General features: G+C 64.8%; 28 protein-coding genes and 1 tRNA gene. 12 read left to right on the plus strand and 17 right to left on the minus strand.

Going from position 1 to position 25,133, the window contains the following annotated elements:
- The first annotated feature begins 28 nt into the window (after window positions 1–28).
- Entirely contained in the window at window positions 29–1,327 is a 1,299-nt protein-coding gene (locus ABIC65_RS04845; protein ID WP_354307197.1) for a hypothetical protein, read from the plus strand.
- Here ABIC65_RS04845 and ABIC65_RS04850 read toward each other — a convergent pair.
- The 8 genes from ABIC65_RS04850 to ABIC65_RS04885 form a co-directional block, all read right to left on the minus strand.
- Window positions 1,304–2,398: a hypothetical protein gene (locus ABIC65_RS04850; RefSeq protein WP_354307198.1), complete on the minus strand. Its 1,095-nt coding sequence runs from the start codon at window positions 2,396–2,398 to the stop codon at window positions 1,304–1,306. The two genes, ABIC65_RS04845 and ABIC65_RS04850, sit on opposite strands and share 24 nt — an antisense overlap.
- Window positions 2,391–3,041, minus strand: coding sequence for a hypothetical protein (locus ABIC65_RS04855; protein ID WP_354307199.1), 651 nt, complete (start codon window positions 3,039–3,041; stop codon window positions 2,391–2,393). The genes ABIC65_RS04850 and ABIC65_RS04855 overlap by 8 nt, the downstream gene beginning before the upstream one ends.
- Complete coding sequence (locus ABIC65_RS04860) at window positions 3,041–5,014, minus strand: hypothetical protein (protein WP_354307200.1); 1,974 nt, start codon at window positions 5,012–5,014, stop codon at window positions 3,041–3,043. Before ABIC65_RS04860 ends, ABIC65_RS04855 begins: the two co-directional genes overlap by 1 nt.
- A gap of 430 nt (window positions 5,015–5,444) precedes the next feature.
- A tRNA-Arg gene (locus ABIC65_RS04865) sits at window positions 5,445–5,521 on the minus strand.
- A gap of 34 nt (window positions 5,522–5,555) precedes the next feature.
- Entirely contained in the window at window positions 5,556–5,993 is a 438-nt protein-coding gene (locus ABIC65_RS04870) for a DUF1178 family protein (RefSeq protein WP_354307201.1), read from the minus strand.
- Window positions 5,990–6,814 (minus strand): carbon-nitrogen hydrolase family protein, encoded by an 825-nt coding sequence (locus ABIC65_RS04875; RefSeq protein WP_354307202.1) that lies wholly within the window; start codon window positions 6,812–6,814, stop codon window positions 5,990–5,992. Before ABIC65_RS04875 ends, ABIC65_RS04870 begins: the two co-directional genes overlap by 4 nt.
- Window positions 6,811–7,068, minus strand: coding sequence for a glutaredoxin 3 (grxC, locus tag ABIC65_RS04880; protein WP_354307203.1), 258 nt, complete (start codon window positions 7,066–7,068; stop codon window positions 6,811–6,813). Before grxC ends, ABIC65_RS04875 begins: the two co-directional genes overlap by 4 nt.
- 35 nt (window positions 7,069–7,103) lie before the next feature.
- Window positions 7,104–7,808: a ComF family protein gene (locus tag ABIC65_RS04885; RefSeq protein WP_354307204.1), complete on the minus strand. Its 705-nt coding sequence runs from the start codon at window positions 7,806–7,808 to the stop codon at window positions 7,104–7,106.
- Window positions 7,809–7,877: 69 nt separating this feature from the next.
- On the opposite strand from ABIC65_RS04885, the gene ABIC65_RS04890 reads away from it, so the two are divergent.
- Together ABIC65_RS04890 and ABIC65_RS04895 are read left to right on the plus strand one after the other, a co-directional pair.
- Window positions 7,878–8,705: a methyltransferase domain-containing protein gene (locus ABIC65_RS04890; RefSeq protein WP_354307205.1), complete on the plus strand. Its 828-nt coding sequence runs from the start codon at window positions 7,878–7,880 to the stop codon at window positions 8,703–8,705.
- 17 nt (window positions 8,706–8,722) lie between these two features.
- Window positions 8,723–9,307 (plus strand): class I SAM-dependent methyltransferase, encoded by a 585-nt coding sequence (locus tag ABIC65_RS04895; protein ID WP_354307206.1) that lies wholly within the window; start codon window positions 8,723–8,725, stop codon window positions 9,305–9,307.
- 224 nt (window positions 9,308–9,531) lie between these two features.
- Here ABIC65_RS04895 and ABIC65_RS04900 read toward each other — a convergent pair whose 3' ends face one another.
- From ABIC65_RS04900 to ABIC65_RS04910, 3 genes are read right to left on the minus strand one after another with little or no spacing between them, the layout of a single operon-like run.
- Window positions 9,532–10,254, minus strand: a complete 723-nt coding sequence (locus ABIC65_RS04900) for an NTP transferase domain-containing protein (protein ID WP_354307207.1) — start codon at window positions 10,252–10,254, stop codon at window positions 9,532–9,534.
- Window positions 10,251–11,348, minus strand: a complete 1,098-nt coding sequence (locus ABIC65_RS04905; RefSeq protein WP_354307208.1) for an inositol-3-phosphate synthase — start codon at window positions 11,346–11,348, stop codon at window positions 10,251–10,253. Before ABIC65_RS04905 ends, ABIC65_RS04900 begins: the two co-directional genes overlap by 4 nt.
- On the minus strand, window positions 11,348–12,202 hold the full coding sequence (locus ABIC65_RS04910) for a CDP-alcohol phosphatidyltransferase family protein (RefSeq protein ID WP_354307209.1): 855 nt from the start codon (window positions 12,200–12,202) through the stop codon (window positions 11,348–11,350). Before ABIC65_RS04910 ends, ABIC65_RS04905 begins: the two co-directional genes overlap by 1 nt.
- A gap of 300 nt (window positions 12,203–12,502) precedes the next feature.
- Here ABIC65_RS04910 and ABIC65_RS04915 point away from each other — a divergent pair, with 300 nt between their 5' ends.
- Together ABIC65_RS04915 and ABIC65_RS04920 are read left to right on the plus strand one after the other, a co-directional pair.
- Window positions 12,503–13,468: an MlaA family lipoprotein gene (locus ABIC65_RS04915; RefSeq protein ID WP_354307210.1), complete on the plus strand. Its 966-nt coding sequence runs from the start codon at window positions 12,503–12,505 to the stop codon at window positions 13,466–13,468.
- The gene (locus ABIC65_RS04920; RefSeq protein WP_354307211.1) at window positions 13,465–14,943 is read left to right on the plus strand and encodes a lipopolysaccharide biosynthesis protein; all 1,479 of its coding nucleotides are present in this window, start codon (window positions 13,465–13,467) and stop codon (window positions 14,941–14,943) included. The genes ABIC65_RS04915 and ABIC65_RS04920 overlap by 4 nt, the downstream gene beginning before the upstream one ends.
- Window positions 14,944–14,985: 42 nt before the next feature.
- On the opposite strand, the gene ABIC65_RS04925 is transcribed toward ABIC65_RS04920, so the two are convergent.
- On the minus strand, window positions 14,986–15,387 hold the full coding sequence (locus tag ABIC65_RS04925; RefSeq protein ID WP_354307783.1) for a (deoxy)nucleoside triphosphate pyrophosphohydrolase: 402 nt from the start codon (window positions 15,385–15,387) through the stop codon (window positions 14,986–14,988).
- Window positions 15,388–15,482: 95 nt separating this feature from the next.
- Here ABIC65_RS04925 and ABIC65_RS04930 point away from each other — a divergent pair, with 95 nt between their 5' ends.
- The 3 genes from ABIC65_RS04930 to ABIC65_RS04940 all read left to right on the plus strand — a co-directional run bounded on the left by ABIC65_RS04930 (window position 15,483) and on the right by ABIC65_RS04940 (window position 16,210).
- Window positions 15,483–15,668, plus strand: a complete 186-nt coding sequence (locus ABIC65_RS04930; protein ID WP_354307784.1) for a Flp family type IVb pilin — start codon at window positions 15,483–15,485, stop codon at window positions 15,666–15,668.
- Window positions 15,669–15,794: 126 nt separating this feature from the next.
- On the plus strand, window positions 15,795–15,962 hold the full coding sequence (locus tag ABIC65_RS04935; protein WP_141985854.1) for a Flp family type IVb pilin: 168 nt from the start codon (window positions 15,795–15,797) through the stop codon (window positions 15,960–15,962).
- A gap of 80 nt (window positions 15,963–16,042) precedes the next feature.
- Window positions 16,043–16,210, plus strand: coding sequence for a Flp family type IVb pilin (locus ABIC65_RS04940; protein WP_354307212.1), 168 nt, complete (start codon window positions 16,043–16,045; stop codon window positions 16,208–16,210).
- A gap of 61 nt (window positions 16,211–16,271) precedes the next feature.
- Here the strand turns inward: ABIC65_RS04940 and ABIC65_RS04945 are convergent, their stop codons facing one another.
- The 4 genes from ABIC65_RS04945 to ABIC65_RS04960 all read right to left on the minus strand — a co-directional run bounded on the left by ABIC65_RS04945 (window position 16,272) and on the right by ABIC65_RS04960 (window position 20,125).
- Window positions 16,272–17,219 carry an acetyl-CoA carboxylase carboxyltransferase subunit alpha gene (locus ABIC65_RS04945; RefSeq protein ID WP_354307213.1) on the minus strand — a complete coding sequence of 316 codons (948 nt, stop codon included), beginning with the start codon at window positions 17,217–17,219 and terminating at the stop codon, window positions 16,272–16,274.
- 74 nt (window positions 17,220–17,293) lie between these two features.
- Window positions 17,294–18,205 carry a tyrosine-type recombinase/integrase gene (locus tag ABIC65_RS04950; RefSeq protein ID WP_354307214.1) on the minus strand — a complete coding sequence of 304 codons (912 nt, stop codon included), beginning with the start codon at window positions 18,203–18,205 and terminating at the stop codon, window positions 17,294–17,296.
- On the minus strand, window positions 18,202–20,007 hold the full coding sequence (locus tag ABIC65_RS04955) for a hypothetical protein (RefSeq protein WP_354307215.1): 1,806 nt from the start codon (window positions 20,005–20,007) through the stop codon (window positions 18,202–18,204). The genes ABIC65_RS04950 and ABIC65_RS04955 overlap by 4 nt, the downstream gene beginning before the upstream one ends.
- Window positions 19,988–20,125, minus strand: a complete 138-nt coding sequence (locus ABIC65_RS04960; protein ID WP_164521922.1) for a hypothetical protein — start codon at window positions 20,123–20,125, stop codon at window positions 19,988–19,990. The genes ABIC65_RS04955 and ABIC65_RS04960 overlap by 20 nt, the downstream gene beginning before the upstream one ends.
- A 74-nt stretch (window positions 20,126–20,199) precedes the next feature.
- Between ABIC65_RS04960 and ABIC65_RS04965 the strand changes: the two genes are divergently transcribed.
- Window positions 20,200–20,739 (plus strand): shikimate kinase, encoded by a 540-nt coding sequence (locus tag ABIC65_RS04965; protein ID WP_354307216.1) that lies wholly within the window; start codon window positions 20,200–20,202, stop codon window positions 20,737–20,739.
- Entirely contained in the window at window positions 20,736–21,833 is a 1,098-nt protein-coding gene (gene aroB, locus ABIC65_RS04970; RefSeq protein ID WP_354307217.1) for a 3-dehydroquinate synthase, read from the plus strand. The genes ABIC65_RS04965 and aroB overlap by 4 nt, the downstream gene beginning before the upstream one ends.
- Before the next feature lie 121 nt (window positions 21,834–21,954).
- On the opposite strand, the gene ABIC65_RS04975 is transcribed toward aroB, so the two are convergent.
- Window positions 21,955–22,926, minus strand: a complete 972-nt coding sequence (locus ABIC65_RS04975; RefSeq protein ID WP_354307218.1) for a methyltransferase — start codon at window positions 22,924–22,926, stop codon at window positions 21,955–21,957.
- Window positions 22,927–23,044: 118 nt separating this feature from the next.
- Between ABIC65_RS04975 and ABIC65_RS04980 the strand changes: the two genes are divergently transcribed.
- Together ABIC65_RS04980 and ABIC65_RS04985 are read left to right on the plus strand one after the other, a co-directional pair.
- Window positions 23,045–24,922, plus strand: coding sequence for a M1 family metallopeptidase (locus tag ABIC65_RS04980; protein ID WP_354307219.1), 1,878 nt, complete (start codon window positions 23,045–23,047; stop codon window positions 24,920–24,922).
- Window positions 24,923–24,926: 4 nt separating this feature from the next.
- Window positions 24,927–25,070, plus strand: a complete 144-nt coding sequence (locus ABIC65_RS04985; RefSeq protein ID WP_354307220.1) for a DUF2256 domain-containing protein — start codon at window positions 24,927–24,929, stop codon at window positions 25,068–25,070.
- The last annotated feature ends 63 nt before the right edge of the window (window positions 25,071–25,133 follow it).

Genomic DNA, 25,133 nt, shown 5'->3' on the forward strand with positions numbered 1-25,133 from the left:
GTCTCTCTGTAGCGGCTGGGCAAGCGAAATGACGCATCTTCTGGCGGAAGATCGGACGGCTACCCTCGAAGATTGGCTTGAAGGCCGCGAGCCCGCCCATCTCTCAACGAATGCCGGTACACCACTGGTGGCGTTCCAAGCTTGGCGAGCATTCAAGGAAGCGTTCGCACCTGAATTGATTGCGCAAGCGTTCGAGGAAACTTCAGCCGCCCTCAAACGGCCGATCAGAAGGGCAATAGATCCTTTTGGAGGATCAGGGACCACTGCTTTGGCAAGTCAATTCCTTGGCGCTTTCCCTACTACGATTGAGGTCAACCCGTACCTGGCGGATTTGATAGAGGCCAAGCTTACTAGCTATAACGCGGTTGAACTACTTGACGACTATGCAGCTCTCCTGAAGCGCATAGAGGACGATCGTAGCGAGACGCTTTTCCCAGGTGCTCCGATTACCTTCGTGGCGCCGGGCAAGCAGGGTCGCTACATTTTCAGCCTCGACGTTGCTCGCCGGCTTGCCGGGGTTCGCAACGCAATCATGGCCGTGGGCAATCTGGCCCATCGCAGGCTGTTCCGGGTGCTTTTGGCGCCGGTTTCACTCGCTGTGAGCAATGTCGTGGTGAGTGGTAAGGGCCGGCGATACCGACCGCATTGGGAGGAAAGGCAAGCAAGCGCGGACGAAGTCGTCTCAATGTTCGATGCCGCATTTGTGCAGGCAGTTTATGATATTCAGCGCTTCCGCAACAGACAAAACCTCAGCTTCAAGCTGCTCCGTGGTGACGCGCGCGTTCTGACGCCGTGCGAGGGTGATTTCGACGTTGCGATATTTTCGCCGCCTTATCCGAATTCATTCGACTACACGGATGTCTACAATGTCGAACTTTGGGTCTGCGGTTATCTCGACAGCAGTGAGGCAAATCGGACGCTACGGCTCCAAACATTGCGAAGTCATGTCCAAATCAAGCGAGACTACGATGTCGGAGACATAGAATCTCAGACGCTTAAAAAGGTGGCAAGCGCTTTGAATGAAGTGCGCCCGCTATTATGGAACGCCACGATCCCGGACATGGTCACGGCTTATTTCGCTGACATGCGGACCATTATGCAGCGCCTGCATTCCTCGCTGATAAGCGGTGGGCGTGCATATCTAGTTGTGGGCGATAGCCGCTATAACGGAGTGCAAGTGCCCGTTGCGGATATCTTGGCGGAGATCGCCGGCAGCATCGGATTTCGCAAGCTCGCCGACGAGCCATTTCGTTCAATGCGCGCATCACCACAACAAGGAGGGCGGCAGGAACTTCTCGAAACGCTACTGACCTTGGAGCGCGCCTGACACCTTCTTTGCCGCCTGCTTTTCAGTACGCAACGCCTTCGATGATCGGAACAAGTACCAGCGCCACAGTAGCACTGTTTCGCTAGCAGCGTCGTCGCGTATCTCAGCAAAGCAAGCTTCGTCGCCCTCATCATTTGCACGCATGTCATAGCAGCACAACGCGGCGTTGCGAGCATGCTCTTCGTTTCGATAGGAGATGGCCTGAGTTAAACCGTCCGAAATACGCCTCTTGATATCGGAAGATCCTATCGCATTACCGGTCTCTGTTTTATCGGTAAGAGCCTTTAGTTCTAACACCCATTCGTTAACGACGATCTTTTGGCCCGCAACATCCTGCGTGTGTGCAAAGATCATTAAATCAGTGATACCGTCGTCATTCTTTCGCTCAGCTCGTACAACATGCCGGGTATAGCGCGCGCGCAAATGGTTGATGAGCTTACCCTGAATTCGCTCCTCGGGCCTATGCGCCGGCCAGCCCTTGGAAGCGTCTGTCCAGATCTGCTCTGCATGGCCTTCTCCAACTCGCTGCGGTGTTTCCAACGCCGTGCGATGCGCAGTGTCTAGGCAGGCTTTCAAATCTTCAGGTGAGATCTCAGTATAGGCGAGGAGCACCTCTTGGACATGATCCAGGTCGCCCAAACCACGGGCATAAAAGCGACCCGCAGGGACCGCACCACGCCAATCAATTACGAGCGCGGGCAGCTTTCCGAAGGCTGAGGTTTGGACCTTCTCGAAAATTACCGCCTGGTCGCTGCAATCGACATCAAGCGCGTAAGCGCCTCCCAGCGTGGCGTTCGACAGCCACACCTTTTCGGTAATCGGGTCATTGCCGGTCGCGATAAACGGGTGAAACGAACCGCCGCAGCCCTCTGCATCACTTCGCAGCGAATCGCTTTGCAGAAACACGGCAACGCCGCCGCTATCGCCCTGCGCTTGGCGCACGCGGACAAGCGCCGATACCTTGAGGACAAAGCGCTCGGCGGGCGAGGCCCCGGCATTGTCGGGAAATGGCAGCTCCCTCGATGCGGCCTCGATCTCTTCCAGGCTCATGCCGCCGAATGCGTCAGCCATGCGCCCTCCGTTTGAGGAGACGCACATACATGAGCAGCTTTTCGGCGCGGTCGAGCTTCATGCCTTCCGGCGCGAAGCGTTGGAACGCCTGAGCTGCGTTATACGACGGATTTACAGCTGCGCGCTGAGAGTGCTCGCCAAAGTCGACGATCCGCCCCTCCGCCACTGCGGGATTCGACCAAGAGGCGTCCTGAAGCGCGGCATCGTCTCGAAGTCCAGGCTTGATCTCGACAAAAGCAAACGCAAGCTCGTTCAAGAAACGCTCAACAGATTGCTCGTCCGGAAGCACAGTGATCGCGGCCAAAACGGGGCGCGCAGCCCGGGCGTTCAGCCGATAGGTCGCATCCAATCGCACCGGATTTTCAGGATCGGGCCGCAGCGCATCGACTAGAAGCAACCCTTGGCCGATACAAAGGTCAATCTCGTGCTCGAAGGCTGAGGAGCGCGGCCCCTCCCGATCCTTCAAAACAGATGTCTCGAGAGGCTCGACATCCCAGATTGGACTGAGCACGTTTGCGAGATAAGCAACCGAGTGGAGATCGCGATTCGAAATCGGAGTCGCGCCAGCGCGCTCGAGCGCAGCCATGATTTGCAGCACGCGCGCACGGATGCGAAAGTCGCTATCTAGGGGCTGCGGAACCATCACCCCGGATCGCGTTCGATAATCTCAGCGACCTTCTCAAGATAGAGTGGCTGTAGCGTTTTCAGGGCCTGAGTAGGTGTCGCTTGCTCTAGCAAATTAATGATCCGACCTGGTCGATCAGATCTTTGATAATTGGAAAGCGCGTGCGGGATGAAGCCGCCCTCCACGATATTGCAAGCAAGAAGGACGTTAGTTTGCCCAGTAGCCGAGAAACGTGCGAAGAGATCGCCAGCTCGTCCGGCGAAAACAGCATCGAGCGAACCTTCAGGACCATCAATCGCAAGAGAGCCGGCGCCCGCGCCTAACACGTCAACAAGAACCATCCGGAAAATGATATCCAGATACTCCCGTTGCGAGAGCGACACCTGTTCGGGCGTGCGTCGAACAAACTGCCCAAGCGTCGCGCCCGACGTCATCTCCACCTCAAAAGCCGGAAAGTCGAAAGACCGTCCGCCTTGTCCGATCTTTGCGGTCCGGGGTGCGTAAACTAACCGCACGCTTTCCGCAAAGAATGGCGCAGCTTGCTCAAGGAACGCGAGTTCGAGCTTCTCCCGGACCTGTTCAACTGCGGCCGAAAGCTGGGCGAGCAAATCCTCGATAGCACGTTCGGCGGCTTCTCGTTCCTGCCGAAAGGTCAGGACCTCGCCTCGGAGCGTCCTGATGCGCTCTTCCTCGCGGCTCAGGGCCAGGCTTTCTTCAGCCGGCAGGTTTTTGCGCAGCCTTCGAATTAGACCTTGCTTATCTTCGACAGCAACTCTGACGTTCGAAACTTTCTTGTGAAGAGCGTAGACTGCCTCGTTTGCTTTGGCATATTGTCCTTGGAATTCTTCAAGCTCCGCGCGGCGACTTTCCAGAAGTTGAAACGCTTCAGATGCTTTGCTTTTGAGGGCATCGCCGATGCTTTCGACATTGTCGTCTATCTTGCGTGGGTTGCCGCATACGACACAACGCCCTTGATCATGCCGATTCTGAAGTTCAGCAGCCGCTTCTGGGGCTGCTTGGTTACAGGCGATACAGATCCGCTCCGAGAGCAACTTGAGATAAAGATATTGGTCCGTGGGACTCACGCCAGCAAACGCCTGCCGGAGCACCTCAAACTTCAACTTCTCATACGCCTGCGCCGCATCGTCTACGAGCTTTTCGCTACGCTTGCGCTGCAAGTTGCAATCGCCACGAAGTATCTCGGCAGCCTCAAGTTGCTCCGTTAGAGCCAACTCATCCTTGACATGCTTGTCCAACTCACCTTGAGCCGCGGCAATACGTGCACGAGTATCATTGGCCGTCACCCGCTTATTCGATTCGCGATCTCTGCGTTGTGTAATTTTGTACAAGGTAGCGTTAAGGTTACGCGCGGCACTATCCGCAGACACGATCTCGCCTTCCAACCGTCGAAGATCTGCGGAAAGTGTTGGTGTGAGAAGGGCGCGAAACAGTTCAAATTGGGCAGCCAGATCCCATATCAGTGATTGCCGGCCTTCGAGGTAGAAGACCAAATGATCCAAAACCCGGACGACATCCTCGAACTGTGCCACGCCCATCAGGTTTGTGATGAGGGCGCGATAATCCTCTTCGGTTTCGAGGGTTCGTGAAGTTGCCGCATCAGCAATATGCGCGTGATGCAAAGCGAGCGTTCCCAATGAACGCTCGACGGTTAGCGTCTTGGCACCGAATCGGGCAACGATTTTAGCCGTAGCTCGCTCAGCGCCGCCGGCAACCCGAACAGCGAAAAAGCGATTATTTACGGCCTGCAAGTCATCACGTTCACCCGCAAATCCGGCTGAACGGGTACGGACGGGTCCAGCCAGGAGATAGCGGAGCAGCAAGAGGAGCGTGCTTTTCCCCAAGCCATTTACGCCGAGAACCAACCACGGACCCTGGCCAAGTTCGAGTTCCAGCTCACCGCTACCATCCCGCCCCGGATAGAGAGCGTAATGATGAACGCTGACCCGCTCGATGAGCGGAAATGCGATCAAATCACGGCCCTCAATAAAATCACTCGATCCCCCCGAATCGCATCGCAATTCCTTACCTATCACGTGCTCACGCTCCGGAATCTAGAAGGCGAGCTTTGACAGGGCAAGCGACTTGAATCTTCTATTGCCTTCCGATGTCTCGATCGATCAGCAATGGGTCGGCTTCCGAAAACTGCAGCCGTGGGACACGCCAAGTGGGAAGCGCGACAACGCCCCACTATCTCACTCTACGACTGGATATCCTGTAGCCGTCTTGAAAACGCAGCGGACGCCGCCGAGAGTTTGGGCACCCGACGTGAGCCGACCGATAGTTTCTTGGAACGACGCTATGGCGAAGGCAGTGCCCCACCGTGATTTGTCTAACCCCGTCGCGTAACGCTTGTCTAACCATTAGACAAAGCCAATGATAACAATGCCGTAACTATGGAGATGGTGACCCGGAGAGGATTCGAACCTCCGACCTCTCGATTAGGAATCGCTTGCTCTATCCTGCTGAGCTACCGGGCCACGCCGTCGCTCGTACCGACCCGATCGCGCGAAATCAATTGCGCGCCTCGGGAGGCACGACCGGTACCAGCAGCGGCGCGACGGGCACCCCGTCTTCGACCAGCGCCCTTGCCTCGGCGAGCGTCGCCTGGCCGTGGATCGGCGCCTCCGGTGCATCGCCCTGATGCATCGACCGCGCCTTTTCCGCAAACGCGTCGCCCACCCAGGTCGAGGTCTCGAGCTGCTTGGCTTGGAGCTGCGCGATTGCAGCCAGCGCGGCCTTGAACCCCTCCGGCGAAAGGGGAGCCTTTTCCGGAACCTGATTGCCCTTGGCTGCCACCGCCGGCGCCATCACCGCCTTGGTGATCATGACGTCGCCGCAGAACGGACAGGCGATCAGCCCCTGCGCGCGCTGCTCCTCATAGGCACCGCTCGACTTGAACCACGCCTCGAACACATGCTCGTCACTGCATTTCAGGTCGAAGACGATCACGCCGTCACCGCCTCCGGGATCGCGCGGCGATGGCGCAGCACCGGCACACGGGTCCGCACATCGTCCAGCCGCGCCCGATCGAGCTCGACAAAGCCGAGCCCCGCAGGCTCGCCCATGTCGAGCAGCACGTCGCCCCAGGGATCGATCGCCAGGCTGTGACCATAGGTGGCGCGCCCATCTTCGTGCTCCCCCGTCTGCGCCGCGGCGAGGACGAACGCCGCCGCCTCGATCGCACGGGCGCGCAGCAGCACGTGCCAGTGCGCCGCGCCGGTGGGCCGCGTGAACGCCGCCGGCACGGCGAGGATCGTCGCGCCCGCATCGCTCATCGTGCGGAACAGGTCCGGGAAACGCAGGTCGTAGCAGATGGCGAGGCCCAGCTTGCCGAGCGGCGTTTCGACCACCACCGGCCCCGCGCCCGCCGTATAGCTGTTCGATTCGCGCCAGCTCTCGCCGGTTGGCAGGTCGACATCGAACAGATGCATCTTGTCGTAGCGTGCGCGGATCGCGCCGGTTTCGTCGATCACGAAGGCGCGGTTGGCGAGCTTGCCGTCCTCGCGCAGCACCCCGAGGCTGCCCAGATGCACCCAGATGCCCTGCTTCGCGGCAGCGTCACGCACGGCGGCCAGCACCGGATCTTCGTCCTCCCGCCGGTAATGCGGAAACGCCCGCTCGCGGTTGCCGTCGACCAGGCCGGACATTTCGGGGGTGAAAAGCATCGCCGCCCCGCCCGCCTTGGCCTGCGCCACCGCTTCGACCAGCGTGGCCGCGTTCGCAGCGGGATCGATCCCGCTGGTCATCTGGAGCAGCGCGGCGCGGTTCATGCGGCGAGCAGCGGGTCCAGTCCGCCCTTGCGGTCGAGCGCGGCGAGATCGTCCGAGCCGCCGATATGCTGCCCGTCGATGAAGATCTGCGGCACCGTCGTGCGGCCCGGCGCGCGATCCAGCATCTCGGCGCGCTTGGGCCCGCCCATGGTGATGTCGTACTCCTCATATTCCGCGCCCTTGGCGGTGAGGAGCTGCTTGGCGCGCGTGCAATAGGGGCAGAACGCCTTGGTGTAGATTTCGACCTTTGCCATAATGCCTCCTGAGGTGTGCGCGGGCCCCCGGCTTGTCAATCCATGGCGTCCTCGGCGAGGACGCGTGCCCAGCAAAGAATCACAACGCGCGAGGCGCCGCCGCGTTTGAGCAGCCGGGCGCAGGCATCGCCCGTCGCACCGCTGGTATGGACGTCGTCGACCAGCAGCACTGTCCGCCCCTTCAGCTTGGCCCGCGCCTCGGGTGCGAGCGCGAAGGCACCCGCGACCACCTTGGCCCGCGCCCGCCGGCCCAGCCCCTGAAGCTTGGGCGTCGCCTTCACCCGGCGCAATAGATCGGTCTCGACCGGCAGCCCCTGCCCCCTGGCCACGCTCCGCGCGATCAGCACCGCCTGGTTGAACCCGCGCGACCAGAGCCGCCAGCGATGCAGCGGCACCGGCACCACCAGATCGGCGCCCTCGGGCACCAGCCGCGCCATCGCCCGCGCCATCGTCTCCGCCACCGCCAGCCGACCGCCATATTTGAGCTTGAGTGCCAGCCGCCGCGCGACCTCGCCATACGCCACCGCCGCGCGTACCCCGTCATGCGGCGGCGGCTGGGCGAGGCAGTCGCCGCACTGCGCCCCCGCCCCGCGATCGTATTCGAACGGCAGATGGCAGGTCGCGCACCAGGGCGGTCCCAGAAATTGCAGGCTGTCCCAGCAGCTTGCGCAGAAGCGATGATCGGCCTCGACGATCGCGCCGCAGCCCGGGCAGCGCGGCGGCAGCGCCAGGTCGAGCATGCGGAGGAAAGGCGCGCGCGGGTCCACGCCCCTCTTGTTCCAAGCCCCGCGCCGCTGCACAAGCGCGCCGTGTCCGACTCCGAAATCTTCGACCGCGCGCTGCGCCGCAAGCGCCGGGATCGCGCCGCCCGCAGCTATGAAAGCTTCCTGCGCGACCACATGCTCGACGGGCTGTACGAGCGGCTGGAGGGCGTGAAGCGCGAATTCCGCGACGTCCTCGACCTCGGCAGCGCCGACGGCAGCTTCGTCTGGCCCGGTGCCACCATCACCCGGCTGGAGGCCGGCGCGGCGTTTGCCGCTGCCAGCGGCGCGATCCATGCCGACGAGGACATGCACCCCTTCCCCGAGGCTAGCTTCGACCTGGTGCTCTCCGCCGGCGTACTCGACACGGTGAACGACGTGCCCGGCGCGCTCGCCCTGGCCCGCCGTGCGCTCAAGCCCGACGGGCTGTTCCTCGGCGCGTTCCTGGGCGCCGGCAGCCTCGCGACGCTGCGCGCCTGCCTGCTCGCCGCCGAGGCCGACCGGCCGGTGGCGCGCTTCCACCCACAGATCGACGTGCGCGCCGCCGGCGACCTGCTCTCGCGCGCCGGCTTCACCCTGCCGGTGGCCGATGTCGAGACGCTGACGGTGCGCTATGGCGGCCTGGGCGGGCTGATCCGCGACCTGCGCGGCATGGCGGCGACGAACCTGCTGCCGAACACCCCGCCGCTTCGCCGCGAGACCTTGCTCGGCACCGCCGCCGCCTTCGCCGAACGCGCCGATCCGGACGGCCGCACGCCGGAGAAATATTCGATCGTCTACCTGACCGGCTGGGCCCCCGACCCCTCGCAGCCCAAGCCCGCTCGCCCGGGCAGCGCGACCGCGTCGCTGGCCGACGCGCTCAAGCCGAAGGGCTAGGCGGTGGCGGGGCGTCGGTGACCAGCGACGACGCCTCGGCAGGCTGGGACTCGGTTGCCGACCAGTTCGCCGCGCTGCGCTCGAATATCGGTACCGACATCGTCCTCCACTGGTCCCGCCAGTTGCCGCGCGGCGGCGCGGTGCTCGACATCGGCTGCGGCACGGGGGTGCCGATCGGCACCTGCCTGGCAGCGCAGGGCTTCGCGCTGTTCGGCATCGATCCCGCCCCCCGGATGATCGCGGCCTTCCGCCGCATCCTGCCCGACGCGACCGCGGCCTGCGAGCCGGCGGAAACCAGCCGCTTCTTCGATCGCCGCTTCGACGGCGTGGTCGCGATCGGAATGCTGTTCCTGCTGCCGGAGGCGGCGCAGGCGGCGGTGATCACGCGGGTCGGCCGCGCGCTGCACCCCGGCGGCCGTTTCCTGTTCAGCGCGCCCCGCGAGCGCTGCGACTGGGAGGATAGCCTGACCGGGCGGCGTTCGCGATCGCTGGGCGAAGGGGCGTACGGTGCGCTGCTCGATGCGGCGGGGTTGAAGATGGTGGCGTGCCATCGGGACGAGGGGTGCAACGACTATTTCGACGCCGCGGTCGGCAAGGCGTAAGGTCGGCCGTCATGGATGCGCCGGCTACCGTTTTCGACCAAGACATGTCGTTCCGAATCAGGAGACGTAACGACCGCTCACGCCGAAAGCGATCCTCTGCGGCGCTGATTGCCCGGCGGCTAGCCCTCTCGATTGATCAGGAGCTTGATTGGTCGGTGCGGTCCCGCGCGGCGTGCTCGTTCCGCATTCAGCCCGACATCGCCTTTTCGCAAAGGCCGCCAATGTTACGCGCCACCCGCGCTACGCCGACTCGATGTCAGCCATGTTTCCGCAATGCGCCACGCTCGATCGTCGTCCACATCGATCCATTCGAGATCGCTGCAATCCCTGACGCCGGCGGCCCGGTCGGATGCCAAGCGCCGCATTCCTTCGGTGAGCGATGGCTTCTCCAACCCGCGGAGTGCATCGAAGAGGCCCCTGCCGACCGTGAAGACGCCCGTATCGAAGCAGTCATAGGACGTCAGGCCCTTGCCGATGCCGACCACGCGATCGCCCTCCGTCTGAACACACGTCACATCGTCCAGGTCGATCCAGTCGCTGTCGAGTCGCCGGTCGATCCCTAGCGACGCACCGCCGCCCGTCATGGTGCCGGCCATCCGCCGATAGAATTGTGGTTCGACCAGATGGTCACACATCGCGAGGATCGCCTCCGCATCGCCCAGCAGCGGTTCTGCTGCGAGCAAGGACGAACCGTTGGGATGCCGATGATCTTCCACCCGCACGGTCTCGACGAGGATCGGCCATTCGTTCGCCGCAACGTAGGATTCGATCGTCTCCGCTTCATAGCCGACGACCACGATCGTTCGCGCAAGCCCCGCCTGCGCCATGCCGAACACGGCATGGGCAAGCAGGGTTCGCCCGTCAACGCGGCAGAGCGGCTTGAGCGGGGCGACAGCGCGAAGGCGCGAGCCTTCGCCTGCCGCGAGAACAATGCCGGTGTCGATCATTCCGCCGCGACGGCAATGAACTCGTCGACCGCGCGCGCTGCCAGATCATCGGTCATCTGGAACCGCGGATGCTTGCAGAAATAGGCCGATGCCGCATCGATCGGCCCCGCCAGACCACGATCCTTTGCCAGCTTGGCGCACCGGATCATATCGATGGCGACGCCGGCACTGTTGGGGCTGTCCTCGACGGAAAGGCGCAACTCGAGGTTCATCGGCACGCCGCCGAACATCGTGCCTTCCATCCGCAGGAAGCACACCTTGTTGTCATTCTGCCACGGCACATAGTCGGAGGGGCCGATATGCACATTTTCGTCTTCCAGGCGCTCGGCCGCGACCGACTGCACCGCCTCGGTCTTCGAGATCTTCTTGGAGGCGAGACGGCGATGATTGGACATGTTCAGGAAGTCGGTGTTGCCGCCGGTGTTGAGCTGGTAGGTCCGCTCCAGCTTGACGCCCCGCTTGGCGAACAGGTCGGTCAGCACGCGATGCACGATGGTGGCACCAAGCTGCGCCTTGATGTCGTCGCCGATGATCGGCACGCCAGCCTTGGTGAAACGCTCCGCCCACACGGGGTCGCTGGCGATGAACACGGGGATGTTGTTCACGAACGCCACGCCCGCCTCGAGCGCGCATTCGGCGTAGAACTCGCTGGCGGCCTGCGAGCCTACCGGCAGATAGTTCATCAGCACATCGGTCTTGGTCTCGCGCAATGCAGCGACCACTTCCGCCTTGGTTGCTTCGCGCTCGCTCGAGAGCAGGAAGGTCCGATTGTCGTCATAGTCCGCCATATGTTCGGCGACGCCGTCGAGAACATGACCCATCTGCACCTTCGTGCCGGTAGGCGGCACGGTTTCGCAGAAGATGGCCGTGCAATTGGGCTTGGCGAAAATCGCTTCGGACACGTCCTTGCCGACCTTGCGCTGATCCACGTCCCATGCAGCAACGACACGGATATCGTTCGGCTTATAGCCGCCCAGATCCCAATGCATGAGCCCGACGGTCTCATTTGCGCCTTCGCGATAGTAGGAAAGCCCCTGCACGAGAGAGCTGGCACAGTTTCCTACACCAACAATGGCGATGTTAATGGCCGGCATTACTTCTTTATTCCTTCGATTTGTGAAAAGTGATTCATCGATACTGTTCCAAGGCGATTTTCGACCATGCGATGCTGGAATAGTCCGAAGATGAGGATGATGTTCAGCGGGACGAGTTCGAACCACCAGAACAGGCGTGGATTGCCGATGAGGCAGGCAAGGAAAATCGCATAGACCCGAACATTGGCGGACAACAGGCTCATCAGCCGCATGGGCTTGGCGGCCAGATCGCCATAGGTCGCAGCAAGGTCTGCGGGAGCGGGGTGATGCTGCAGCACGTCATCGAAGCGCGCGGCGACGCGGTCCAGCATCCCCCAGCCATAATCGTAGAGGCGAATGAACGGATTGCGGCTGGGTGCAGGAAGGGCGACCACCGCCACTGCCTTGCAGCGACGGTGAAAGCGGGCTCGTTCGCTCTCGTATAGGTTGGATTGCACCATATGGGCGACACCGGCCGCCACCGCCCATGCCCAGCCTTCCACCGTGCCGATCGACAAGGCCAGCGAAACATAGATCAGGATGAAAACGCCGTGGTCACACACGCCGTCCAGCACGCGCCCCAGGGGACTGGCGGTGCCCGTGGCACGCGCGATCATCCCGTCCAAGCCATCGGCGATAAGCCAGCCCACGGACAGCACCAAACCGCCAAGGGCAAAAGGCCAGATCTTCCACTGAGCATAGGCGAGCGCCGCGAACGTGCCCAGCGCCAGGCCGGCCAGGGACACGGCATTGGCGGAGATCCCGCGCTCGAGGAACCAGGGCAGCAGGCGGCGAGCTGCCGGATGGATGATCCACAGGTTTGTCGGATCCTCTATCCGGCGGTCTCGTGACAGATCGGTGATGGCAAGCGTCATTGAACCGTAATCTACGGGTTCAGGTGTCCTTTCAGCAAGCGATTTGCGGAGGCTTGGCGCGCGCGTCCGGGAAAGAGCTCGGGCCGATTGCACGGATGGCCTGCATCCGCGCCCTCCGTGAGGCGAATTCGCGGTGACTTTCGCCGGAGTTTGCTGATAAGGGACGCTGTATACCCACCATATACCGGTCCTTCCGACCCATCCAAACGATCGGAATGTCGGTCATAGTTGACCCATAAACGTGCCGAACGCAGCGAGACACACTGCCATGAATGCCAAATAATGGGTGGTCCCACCGTGATGGCGGCGATGCTCCTGATGAGCGGCCCTGCGCCATGCGACGCGGCAGGCACGCCTGACGAGCTGATCGCGCTGCCGATCGTTTCCGTTGTGTTGCCGGATGGGGATGCCCAGTCCACACCCCCGCCGGGGCAGGACACGGTCGCACCGACTCCGCCTGCCCCTCAGACTGCCCCTCCTGCTCCTCAGGCTACCAGCGGCGCAACCGAGCCAGCCCCGCAGGAAAGCGCGCCAGAGGATGAAATTGTCGTCAGCGCCAGGCCACGCCCACCTCGCGAGGATCCTCTTCAGGAAGTAAACCTGAAGACATATGCCGTCGTGCAGACGGCCGACAAGCTGGTCGTCGCACCGGCAGCCAAGGCCTACTCCAAAATACTCCCGTCGTTTCTCCGCGCCGGATTGCGCCACTTCTTCAATAATCTGAACGAACCGGTCGTTTTTCTCAATTTTCTCCTGCAGCACAAGATCGGAAAAGCCTTCGAGACGGTCGGGCGTTTTGGAATCAATTCCACGCTGGGCGTTGCCGGCGTCGTCGACGTGGCGAAAAAAAAACCTTTCAAGCTTCCTAAAAGGCGCAACAGCTTCGCCAACACGCTGGGCTTCTATGGCGTAAAGCCGGGACCCTTTCTTTTTCTTCCGCTCGTCGGGCCGACGACGGTGCGCGATCTTGTCGGCCTTTCGGTGGACAAGCTTTTGCTGCCGTCGACCGTTGGAAAGCCGTTCAACCGCGTCTGGTATACACTGCCTGCGACCATCATCGGAACGTTGGACGACCGAGTTCAATTCGCCGACAAGTTGCAATCGTTCCGCGATTCGCCGGACCCTTATGCGGCTTCTCGCGCCTCCTATCTCCAGTCCAGGCAGGCGGAAATCGACGCCTTGCATGTGCATGGCCATCACAAGCGCAAGCCCGAGGCGGAGTCGGACACGCCTGCAACGCCCCCGCCTTCGGACGGCGCCAAGTGACCGTTGGCGGGTCGTTGCCTGCTACACCCGACGCCCAGAGTTCTGACGGAAACCAGCGCCTCCAGCGTGGAGCGCTGGCTGTAGGCGGCGGGTTCGCGATCAAGTTCGGGGCGCGCATTTCGTTCTTGCTGGTGGCCGCCATCCTGTATGGCGCGACGCTCTATGGCGCCTACAGTGTCGCGCTCGCCGTCGTCGAGGTTTCCGTCACCATCGGCGGTGCGGGCATGAAGACGATGCTTTTCCAGATCCTGGAAAATGCGGAGCGTTCGACGTCGCCGGGTGAGCGTCTGCTCGAAACGGGCCTGATCGTCGTCGGTGCCAGCGCGCTGGTCACTATGCTGATCGTTTCCTGCATCTTGCTCTTGCCGGGGCTCGGACTGGTTGGCTGGACGCTGTTATGGATGGCGCCGCTCATCACCGGGCAAGCGTTGCTGGATCTCCTGCTCGCGGCCACACGCTGGCAGGGGCTCGTTCGCTACGAGGTGCTCTGCAGAAGCATCATCGAACCCTATGTCGCTGTGCTCGTATCGGTGGTCGCCTTCGCGTTCGGCGCCCCGCAATTCGGGCTCGTGCTCGGCTATGCCGCCGGCACGCTTGCGGCGATTGTTTTTGCGCTGTCGGCAGTGCTGCGCAGCTTTGACATGCGAGGCTTGACGATACGGCCCTCTGGTTTTCGGCACCTGTTCAGCACGATGCGGCACAATGGCTGGGTGACGGGGACGGATTGCGTCACCGCGCTTGCAGAGCGGGCAGACCTTTACATCGTCGGGTTGATGTTGGGCGATGCTCCGGCAGGCATTTATGGTGTGGCGCGACAGGTTTGCACGCCGCTTCGGCAGGTGCGGCAGTCCTTCGATGCCCTGTTGACGCCCATCGTCGCGCGGGAATTGAGACTTTCCGGTGTCGAGTCGGCGCGGCACACCATCGCCAGCGTGAGCAGGAAGATCCTGGATCTACAGCTGCCGACCTTCCTGATGATTGCCGGCATGGGAGCGGCGATACTGCACCTCCTGGGCGGCTATTATCCTGCCGCCTATGCTCCGATGCTGATCTTGTGCCTCGCCGAGATTCTGCAGGCCAGCTTCGGTATAGCCGATCTACTGTTCGCGTATCGCGCGCCGGGGCACGGGCTCGTCATCACGGTAGCAGGCACGGCGATGGGCGTGGTGGCGTCCTTCGCCCTCGCACGTTTCGGCATGGACGGCATCGCGTCGGGGCTTTTGTTGGGCTATATGGCCAGGGCCCTGCTCCGGCGGAGAATGATTCACCGGGACTTCGCCGTTTCTTCCCCACTACGACCCCTAATTCCGCTAGCCGCTGCCTTCGCCGCTGGCGGAGCAGTGATTCTGGCCGCGGTAGCCAGCCTTGATCTGACCGCAATAATGCCTGCCGTGGCCGCTACGGCCGTTGCAGCGGCTTCGTTCTTTGCAATCAGAAAGTTCGGGAATCGGATACTCCAGCCTCAACTGGTTTGACGCGCCCGCGTCGGCGCCTGCTTTCCCGTCCAGACCCGAAGCTCAGCCATCACCCCCAAGCAGCGGCGCCAGCACCTCCAGGAACGGCAAGTCCGCCGGCGGCATCGACAGGCTCCGCAGCGCCGCCAAGTCCGCCCAGGCGAGCGCGCTTGCGTGACGGGCCTCCGGTACCCCTTCCCAGCGATCCAGCCGGTAGAGCAGCAGCATCAGGTGCCGGTCGGCGAGCGGCTCGCTGGCGAAGGTGAGCGGCACCAGCGCGGCGGGATCGACGGCGACGCCCAGTTCCTCGTCCAGCTCGCGGGCGAGCGCCGCCTCGGGGCTCTCGCCCGGCTCGATCTTGCCGCCGGGGAATTCCCACAGGCCCGCCAGGGACGTTCCCTCCGGCCGCTGCTGCACCAGCACGCGCCCACCCTCGATCATCGCCGCCGCCACTACCAGCAACATCGGCCGCGTCTCGCGCCCCACCCCTGTCTCGCTAATCACTTCGCAACCAAATCCTGACAGAATTCCCGGCGTTTATTGAATGAGATTGGTTGTCGATGCGAGCCCTGATCCACGCCCTGCGCGCGCTTTCCCGTGCCGATCGCGGCGCCACCGCCGTCGAATATGGGCTGATCCTCGCGATGATCGTACTCGCGATGGTGGGCGCGCTGAGCCTGTTCGGCAATACCGCGACGTCGATGTGGAACAACGTCTCCGCGCAGGTCCAGAACGCCGGCCACTGAGCCGCGTAAACCATTCGGTAAGCACGCGATTTATCCGGTTCTTAACCCCTCTTCTCTAGGGTCGCATGGCCGCGTCGGATTCCCGACGGGCCGGTGTTTGAAGTTTCTGGGACGATGGAGACGGTTATGCTTAAGATTCGCAAGTTCATCAAGAACTCCAAGGCCGCCACGGCCATCGAGTACGGTCTGATCGCCGCGCTGATCGCCGTTGCCGCGATCGCCGCAATGAAGGGTCTGGGCACCAGCCTGAACAGCACCTTCACCAACGTCAGCTCGAACATGAAGGCTTCGTAAGCCCAGGTTCCGAGAATGCGGGGGACGGGGGCGCTGCCGGGCATCGCCGTCCTCCCGAAGTTGAAGAAGGAGGGCTTCAAATGAAGATGCTTCGCAAGCTGGTGGCGAACCGCAGGGGCGCGACCGCAATCGAATATGGCCTGATCGCCGCCCTGATCGCGGTTGCCGCTATCGCTGCGATGCAGGGGCTGGGCAGCAGCCTCAACGGCACCTTCACCAATGTCAGCTCGAACATGAAGGCGTCGTAAGGCGACGCGTTCCTGTCGGCTGAGAAAGGGGGCTGCGCATCGCGTCGGCCCCCTTTTCGATTCAGATGCGGCCCATCGCCAGGAACTTGGCGCGGCGCGCCTGGCGCAACGACTCCGGCGACATCGCCGCAAGGTCCGCCAGCGCCTTCTCGATCGCATCGCCCAGCGCCTGGACCGCCTGACCCGGTGCGCGATGCGCCCCGCCCAGCGGCTCGGGCACGATGCCGTCGATCACCTTGAGTTCCTTCAGGTGCTGCGCGGTGACCTTCATCGCCTCGGCGGCGTCGGCGGCCTTGTCGGCGGTGCGCCACAGGATCGAGGCGCAGCCTTCCGGCGAGATCACCGAATATACCGCATGCTCCATCATCAGCACCTGGTTGCCCGCGGCCAGCGCCACCGCGCCGCCCGAGCCGCCCTCGCCGAGGATCGAGGCGACCAGCGGCACGCCCAGTGCCAGGCACGCCTCGGTCGAGCGCGCGATCGCCTCGGCCTGGCCGCGCTCCTCGGCCTGCACGCCCGGGAAGGCGCCCGAGGTGTCGACCAGCGTGATCACCGGGATGCCGAAGCGATCGGCGAGCTTCATCAGGCGGATCGCCTTGCGATAGCCCTCGGGCTTGCCCATGCCGAAATTATGCTTGAGCCGGCTGGCGGTATCATCGCCCTTTTCGTGGCCGATCACCATCACCCGGCGCCCGCGGAAGCGGCCGAGCCCGCCGATGATCGCGGCGTCGTCGGCAAAGGCGCGGTCGCCGCCCAGCGGCATGAAGTCCTCGATCAGCCCGGCGACGTAATGCTTGAAGTGCGGGCGCTCGGGATGGCGGGCGACCTGCGTCTTCTGCCACGGCGTCAGCTTGGCATAGGTGTCGAGCAGCAGCTTGTCCGACTTGGCCTGGAGCGGGGCGATCTCGGCGGCGATGTCCACGTCGCCGCCCTGGGCGGCGCTGCGCAGCTCGTCGATCTTGCCCTGGAGCTCGGCGATCGGCTTCTCGAAGTCGAGGAATGTCGTCATGCGCGTCGCGCTACCGGGCGCGGCGCTTCGCGTCAACGCAGGTGCGGAAGCCCGAGCGGGTCCGATCGCGAAACCTACCGGTTTCGGTGAGGCACTTGTGCCAGCGCCTCGCCCAGCGGATGCCGCGCATTGACCAGCTCGACCAGCCGGCGGCTGTCGACATGGGTATAGATTTCGGTGGTCGCGATATCGGCATGGCCGAGCATCGCCTGGAGCGCGCGCAGGTCCGCCCCGCCCTCGAGCAGGTGCGTGGCGAAGGCGTGGCGGAGGACGTGGGGGCTGGCGCGCTCGGGCGGGATCCCCGCCATCGCGGCCAGCGCGCGGACGATCTGGTAGAGCCGCACGCGCGTGAGGTGCTTCTTGCCCGAGGGGAACAGCCAGGCGCTGTCCGGCGGCACCTGCCCCCGCCACACGGCAACCGCAGCGCGCGCGCGATCGGAGATCGGCACCAGCCGCTCGCGCCCGCCCTTGCCCTTGAGGATAAGGAACGGCCGGTCGGGGTGGATCGCATTCCGGGGAAGCGAGACAAGCTCGGTCGCGCGCAGGCCGGAGCCATAGAGCAGCTCGATCAGCGCGGCGAGCCGCAGGTCTAGCGGATCGGGCGGCACCCGCGCCTGGCGCTCGGCGATCGCGGCGAACATAGCGTCGACATCGCCGGTGCTGAGGATTTTGGGCAGCCGCCGCGCGGCGCCGGGCCGCGGGAGGGCGCTGCCGGGGTCGTCGGCGCGGTGCCCCTCCTCCGCAAGAAAGGCGAAGAAGCGCCGCAATGCCGAGGACTTGCGTGCCACCGTAGCACGCGCGAGATCGGCCCAGCCGCCGGCGAGCCGCTCGATCTCCGTGCGGCCCGCATTGGCCAAGTCACCGCCCAATGCCTCGGAAGCAAGCCGCAGGTCGGTGCCATAGGCCGCGATCGTATTCGCCGCCGCGCCAGTCTCCGCGCGGAGCATTTCGAGGAAGCGCTCGATCAGGTCGCGATCGGCGCTCACTCGGCGCGCGTGACCGCCTCCACGGCGATCATCCGGGCATAGTTGGCCATCCCCGCCGCACGCATCGCCTCGACGATGTGGTAGAGCGCCTCGGGGGTCACCTGGTCCCAGCGCGGCGACTGCATGCCCACCCCGGCGAGCAGGGCCACCATGCCGGGCTGGTTGGCAGCGCCCGCGCGGTCGATCGCCTGCGTCCAGGCGTTGACGCCGCCAATGCCGACCTTGGTCGCTTCGGCGCCGCGCTGCGCATCGCTCGCCGACAGACGCCCGAGACCTGCCAGCCCGGCGAGCAGCATCGCCGCCTTGCGCGGGCTCGCCGCACCCACATAGCGCTCAAAATCGCCGTAACCGATCGGCCCGCCCGCATCGGCGAGCGCGAGCAGCGCCCAGCCCTCGCTGCCCGGCGCGACCACGCCGCGCCATTGCAGCGCTGCCGAATCATAGCCGGCGGAGAGCATCGACGCGATCAGCCGGTCGGGCTCGGCAGCATTCTTGTTCGCGGGGATCCAGGCGGCAGCCTTGGCGGTGAGCACCAGCCGGGCATAGCGCAGCCGCGGACTATCGGGGGCATCCCACAGGCTCTTCATCGCCTGCACCCGCTCGGCGGCCGAGCCGGTATAAGCGCTGCGCAGGTCGCGCACGGTCTTCTGCAACGGATCGGGGACGTCGTTCGCCTGGTCGAGCTCGGCATAGAGATCGACCAGCGCGGCGTTGGAGAGCACGCCCGCCGCCGCCGCCAATTCGGCCGCGCCAGCGCGGTTGACCGGCGACACTGCGGGCGACAGCGCCTGCCAGTAGCGGAATTCCGGCCCCACCGTAGCGAACAGATTGTCGGGGAGATCCACCCCCGCCGCGGTCGCCATGCCGAAGCGCCAGGCGGAGAGCGCGGGTACGCCGACCCAGTCGATCGTCACCGCGCGCCGCGAATCGGCACCCATGCCGACCACCTTGGTGGCAAGCAGCGTATCAAGGTCGTTGCGCGGCTTGCCCTTTCCGGCGGCTTCGAGCCGCTGGTCCGCCTCGCTCGGCTTGCCGGCGAGTCCCGCGCAGATCGCCTGAGCCAGCGCCCAGCCACGATCGGGGATGTTGGACGCCGCATCGTCGACGATCGGGCAGACCGACGCCGGATCCCCGGTCGCCAGCGCCACCTGCATCGCTACGCGATCCAGCGCATTGGTGTAATCGTCGATGTCGACATAGCTGACGAGGCCGCGCGCGGCGGTTGCCTCGCCCATGCGGAGCAGCAGCCAGGCGCGCTCGGCGGCATAATCGGCGCCGTCGATCCCGCGCGGGGTATCGAGCGGCGACATCAGCGCGCGGCGCAGCGCGATCGATACCCAGCGCGAGGCGACCGGCGCATCGAGCCTGCGCATCAGCGTCACCTGGGTGGCACCCGCCACGTCGCCAAAGGCATCGGCCGGGAACGGCGCATTGCCCGCGGCCAGGATACCGATGCGGTTGAGCGGCCGGCGCACGCCCTTGGGCAGGTCATATTGCGAGAGATCGATCGCCGGCGCCACCGCCACGCTGGCGTTGCTCTCCTCGACGTCGAAGGCATCGGGGCCCATGTCGCCACCGACCGGCGCCATTTCACCACTCGGCGACGGCGCTGCGGCCGGCGCTGCGCTGGGCGTCGGGCTAGGGCGCGCCGAAGGCTGCGGCCGCGGCGTCGGCTGGTCGAAGCCGGGCGGCAACAGCGATTCGGGCGCTTTCTGCTGCTGGCTGAACGCCGGCACCCCGATCGCCGCGAGCAGGGCCGCGGCGATCGCGAGCCGGGACGCCCTAGTTGGCGAGGTTTTCAAGCGCGACCGCCTTCTCCATGCGCACCGGCTCCTTGACGGTGTTGCGGCCGGCAAGCGCGAACATGCCGCCTACCAGAACCACCAGAATCACGAGCAACACGACAAGCATACGCGGCATGAAAAACAGTCCATTCCTTGAGCGGTACGGGCCTTTTGCCCGAGACGGTCCCTCGCTGTATAGCCCTTCGCATAATGTTACAAACGCATGCGCAACTGAACAGCTGGACCGGCAAGCCCATCGTACTGGTGGGGCTGATGGGCGCCGGCAAAACCACGGTAGGGCGCCGCCTCGCCCAGCGCCTGCGGCTGCCCTTTGTCGATGCCGATGCGGAAATCGAATCGGCGGCGGGGATGTCGGTCTCCGACATCTTCGCCAAATTCGGCGAACCGCATTTCCGCGACGGCGAACGGCGGGTGATCGCCCGGCTGGTCGACGGCACCCCCAAGGTGATCGCCACCGGCGGCGGCGCCTTCATCAACGACGAGACGCGGGCGCTGATCCTCGACCAGGCGATTTCGATCTGGCTGGATGCCGAGCCCTCGGTGCTCGCCGATCGCGTGCGGCGGCGGGACACGCGGCCGCTGCTGCGCGGCAAGGACCCGCTGGCGACGCTGACCGAGCTCGCCAAGACGCGAAACCCGTTTTACGCGCTTGCGCAGATCCGCGTCTCCAGCGTAGCCGCACCGCACGAAACCACCGTCGAAGCGATCCTGAGGGCCCTACGCAAGTGACCACCATTCCCGTCGCCCTGGGCGCACGCAGCTATGACGTGCGCATCGAACCCGGCTTGCTCGCGCGTGCGGGTGAAATTCTCGCCCCGTTGTCGCGGGGGCGGCCCATGCCGATCATCACCGACGCCAACCTGTCGACGCATTGCCGGACGCTGGTGGCTAGCCTCGCCGCGGCGGGCGTGACGGCGCCGGTGCTGACGCTCCCCGCGGGCGAGAGCACCAAGAGTTGGGCGCAGCTCGAAGCGGTGACCGACTGGCTGCTCGAACAGGGCGTGGTGCGCAGCGACCAGGTGATCGCGCTTGGCGGCGGCGTGATCGGCGATCTGGTCGGCTTTGCGACGAGCATCCTCAAGCGCGGCTGCAACTTCGTCCAGATCCCCACCACCCTGCTCGCGCAGGTCGACAGCTCGGTGGGCGGCAAGACGGCGATCAACTCGAAGGCGGGCAAGAACCTGATCGGCGCGTTCCACCAGCCTTCGGTGGTGCTGATCGACCCGCAGGTACTCGACAGCCTGCCCCAGCGCGAGCTGCGCGCGGGCTATGCCGAAGTGGCGAAATACGGGCTGATCGACGATGCCGGGTTCTTCGCCTGGTGTGAGGGAAATGCAGCGGCGCTGTTCGCGGGCAGCGCCGAGGCGCGGGCGCTGGCGATCGGCCATTCGGTCGCAGCCAAGGCGCGAATCGTCGCCGCCGACGAGCGCGAGACCACGGGAACGCGGGCGCTGCTCAATCTCGGCCACACCTTCGGGCATGCGCTGGAGGCGGAGATGGGGTTTTCGGACAAGCTGCTTCACGGAGAGGCGGTGGCGGCGGGCATGGCCTTGGCCTTCGCCTTCTCGGCACAGCAAGGCCTGTGCCCGGCGGAGGATGCCGAGCGCGTGGCGGCGCACCTGCGTTCGGTGGGGCTCCCGGACGGGCTGGCCGCGGCAGGCGTAACGGCGAACGGCGCAACGCTGGTCGGCCACATGCTCCACGACAAGAAGATGGAGGGCAGCACCCTGCCCTTCCTGCTCGCGCGCGGGATCGGGCAGACGTACCTGGACAAGACGGTTGATCTGGCGAAGGTAGCGGCGTTTTTGGATTTGCAGCGCTGAAACGATCTCAAGCCCCTCCCCTTCAGGGGAGGGGTTGGGGTGGGGCAGTGTCTCATGGAGACCAACCTCTGTTCTGGAATCCCTCCACCCCCAACCCCTCCTCCAAGGAGGAGGGGCTTAGTTAGGTGCGCACCCGCTCGACCACCGCCGTCACCAGCGCGATGCGTTCTACATCCGCGTACGCCGCCGTCTCCAGCTCCTCGCCGAACACGTCGGGATCGATCTCCTCATACCGCAGCCGGCAGCCTTGCGCCGCAGCAAGCTGCACCAACCGATCGTGCAGCGCATCCGCCCCGCGCACGATGGCGCTGCCGGTGTAGAGCAGGAACCGCCCGCCCTGCGCCAACCGCGGCACCGCCTCGCATGCCATCGCCAGCGCCACGCCCGCGCCGTGCAGGTCGCCCCCGTCGCGATAGGCGCGGCCGGCAGGGTCGATGATATAGGGCGGGTTGGCGAGCACCAGGTCCAGCGCGCCGGCGATTCCCGTCAGATCCTCGCCCTGCACGAAGCGCGCCGCGACACCCGCCGCCTGCGCGTTCACCCGCGCCAGCCGCAGCGCCGCCGGGTTGATGTCGGTCATCACGATGTCGACCGCCTCGCAGCAATGCGCGGCGGCGATCGCCCCGGCCCCGGCGCCGGTGCCGATATCGACCAGCCTCGAGCCTTCGCGCTCCGGGCAGCGCTTCAGCTCATCGGCGATAAAGCGGGCGAAGCGATAGCTGTCGGGACCGAAGAACACGGCATGGATATCGTCGGTCGGATAGGCGGAATGTACCAGCAGGTCGGGCCCGAGCGTCGAGACGCGAACCTTGCTCCGCAACAGACCGCCTGCCCCCTCGATCAACCCGGCGGCCTCCAGCGCTCTCATCAGCGATGCGTCGAGTAGATCGCGCGCAAAGGGCAGGCTCCAGCCGAAGATGTCGCGCAGGTCAGTGGCGCGCTGCCGGTCCGCCCGGGCGAGCACGCGCGCATGGGTGGCGGGCGTCGGCGTGATGAACTGGTAGTTCCGCTGCTTGAGATAGGCGATCAGGCCCTGCAGCGCCGCCGCCTCGCCCTCCGCCGTCACCGGCCGCTCCGCCACCAGACTCTCCATGCGCATCCCCCTTTGAACCTCCCGCATCAACGTTACGGGTCCGCAGAGGGTCCGGTGGGATCCGATTGATCCATGGCAAGCGCTTGCCCCCCGCCGCCCCAAGGCCTAGCTCCGTGCCATGCGCATTCTAGCCCTGGCCCTTGCCGCTTCGACCATGCTCGTCTCCCCCGCCCTCGCCCAGCAGACCGCCCCCGCGCCGATCCTCACCACGCCCGAGGCGAAGGACGTGTGGACCTATGCGCGACCGGAGATTGCCCGCGTCACCCATGTCGCGCTCGACCTGAAGGCGGATTTCGCGACCAAGACGCTCAGTGGCACCGCGACGCTCGACATTCTCGCAGCGTCTGGCGCGAGCGAAATCGTGCTCGACGATGACGGGCTAGTGATCGCGAAAGTGACCGACGCCGCAGGCAAGCCACTGCCCTTCACGGTGGGTGCCACCAAGCCAGATCTTGGCGCGCCGCTCACCGTGCAACTGCACGGCGCGCGCAAGATCGTGATCCATTACGCCACCGCACCCGGTGCATCGGCGCTGCAATGGCTCGCCCCTGCTCTGACCGCCGGCAAGAAGAAGCCATACCTGTTCAGCCAGGGCCAGCCGATCAATAACCGCAGCTGGATCCCCACCCAGGACAGCCCCGGCATCCGCCAGACCTGGTCCGCGACGCTCACCGTGCCCGCCGATCTCGTGGCCGTGGCGAGCGGCGAGCGGATCGACGGCGCCAAGGGCGTGCCGGCAGGCAAGGGCTGGCACAAGTTCCGCTTCCGCATGGACAAGGCGGTGCCGCCCTACCTCATCGCCTTCGCGGTGGGTGACCTCGTCTTCCAGCCCGTCGGTCCGCGCGCGGGCGTGTGGACCGAGCCGAGCATGCTCGCCGCCGCCGCAAAGGAAGTCACCGATGTCGAGAAGATGATCGACGCGGCGCAGGCGCTCTACGGCCCCTATCGCTGGGGCCGCTACGATATGCTCGTCCTGCCGCCGAGCTTCCCCTATGGCGGCATGGAGAACCCCACCCTCACCTTCCTGACGCCCACCATTATCACCGGCGACAAGTCGAACGTCGACGTGGTGGCGCACGAGCTGGCGCATAGCTGGTCGGGCAACCTCGTCACCAACGCGACATGGTCGGATTCATGGCTCAACGAGGGGTTCACGACCTATTTCGAGAACCGGATCATGGAGGCCGTGTACGGCAAGGAACGCGCCGCGACCGACGCCGATCTCGAATGGGACGGCCTCCAGAAGGACATCGCCGATGCCGGCGGCATGGACGCAGCCACCACGCGGCTGCACGGCGATCCCGGCGCGACCTTCGGCCAGCTCGATTACTTCAAGGGATCGACCTTCCTGCGCACGATCGAGCGCACCGTCGGCCGTGCGCGCTGGGACGCCTATCTGCGCGGCTATTTCGACCGCCACGCCTTCCAACCGCAGACCACGGCGGGCTTCCTGGCGGACCTGCGCGCCAACCTGGTGAAGGGCGATGCCGGGCTGGAGGCCAATCTCCAGCTCGACAAATGGGCCTATGCGGCCGGGCTGCCGAACAACGCGGTGCATGTGCAATCGGCGACGCTGAAGGCGGTCGATGCCGCGCTGGCGGCGGTGAATGCCGGCGGGCCGGTCTCGGCGGTGCATCCGCAGGGCTGGGCGACGCAGCAATGGCTGCGCTTCCTCAACGGGCTGAACCGCCAGCAGACGCCGGCGCGACTGAAGGAACTGAACGAGACGCTCGGCCTATCGGCATCGAACAACGCCTATGTCCGTTCGGCCTGGGGCGAGCTGGCGATCGCCAACCGCTACGATCCGGCGGTGCCGAGCATCGAGAAGCTGGTCGGCAGCGTCGGGCGCGGCCTGCTGATCTACCCGATCTACAAGGACCTGATGGCGCAAGGCGACTGGGGCAAGCCGATCGCGCGGCGCTTCTACAAGGCCTCCAAGGCGAGCTACCACCCCACCGTCGCGGCGGGCGTGGCCAAGATCGTCGCTACGGACTGATCCCATGCCCCGCGGCGTCGCCAAGCGGGACCTGCCCACCAAGACCTGCCCGGTCTGCCAGCGCCCCTTTGCCTGGCGAAAGAAATGGGAGCGGGACTGGGAGCATGTGATCTACTGTTCGGATCGGTGCCGACGCGCGGGGAAGTAGCGGCGTCTCCGCGCCCCGCCCCTTGCGGAGCATACCCCGGCGCCGGCGACGGCGTGCACCCGG

This window comes from Sphingomonas trueperi, assembly GCF_040545665.1.
GTDB lineage: Bacteria > Pseudomonadota > Alphaproteobacteria > Sphingomonadales > Sphingomonadaceae > Sphingomonas > Sphingomonas trueperi_B.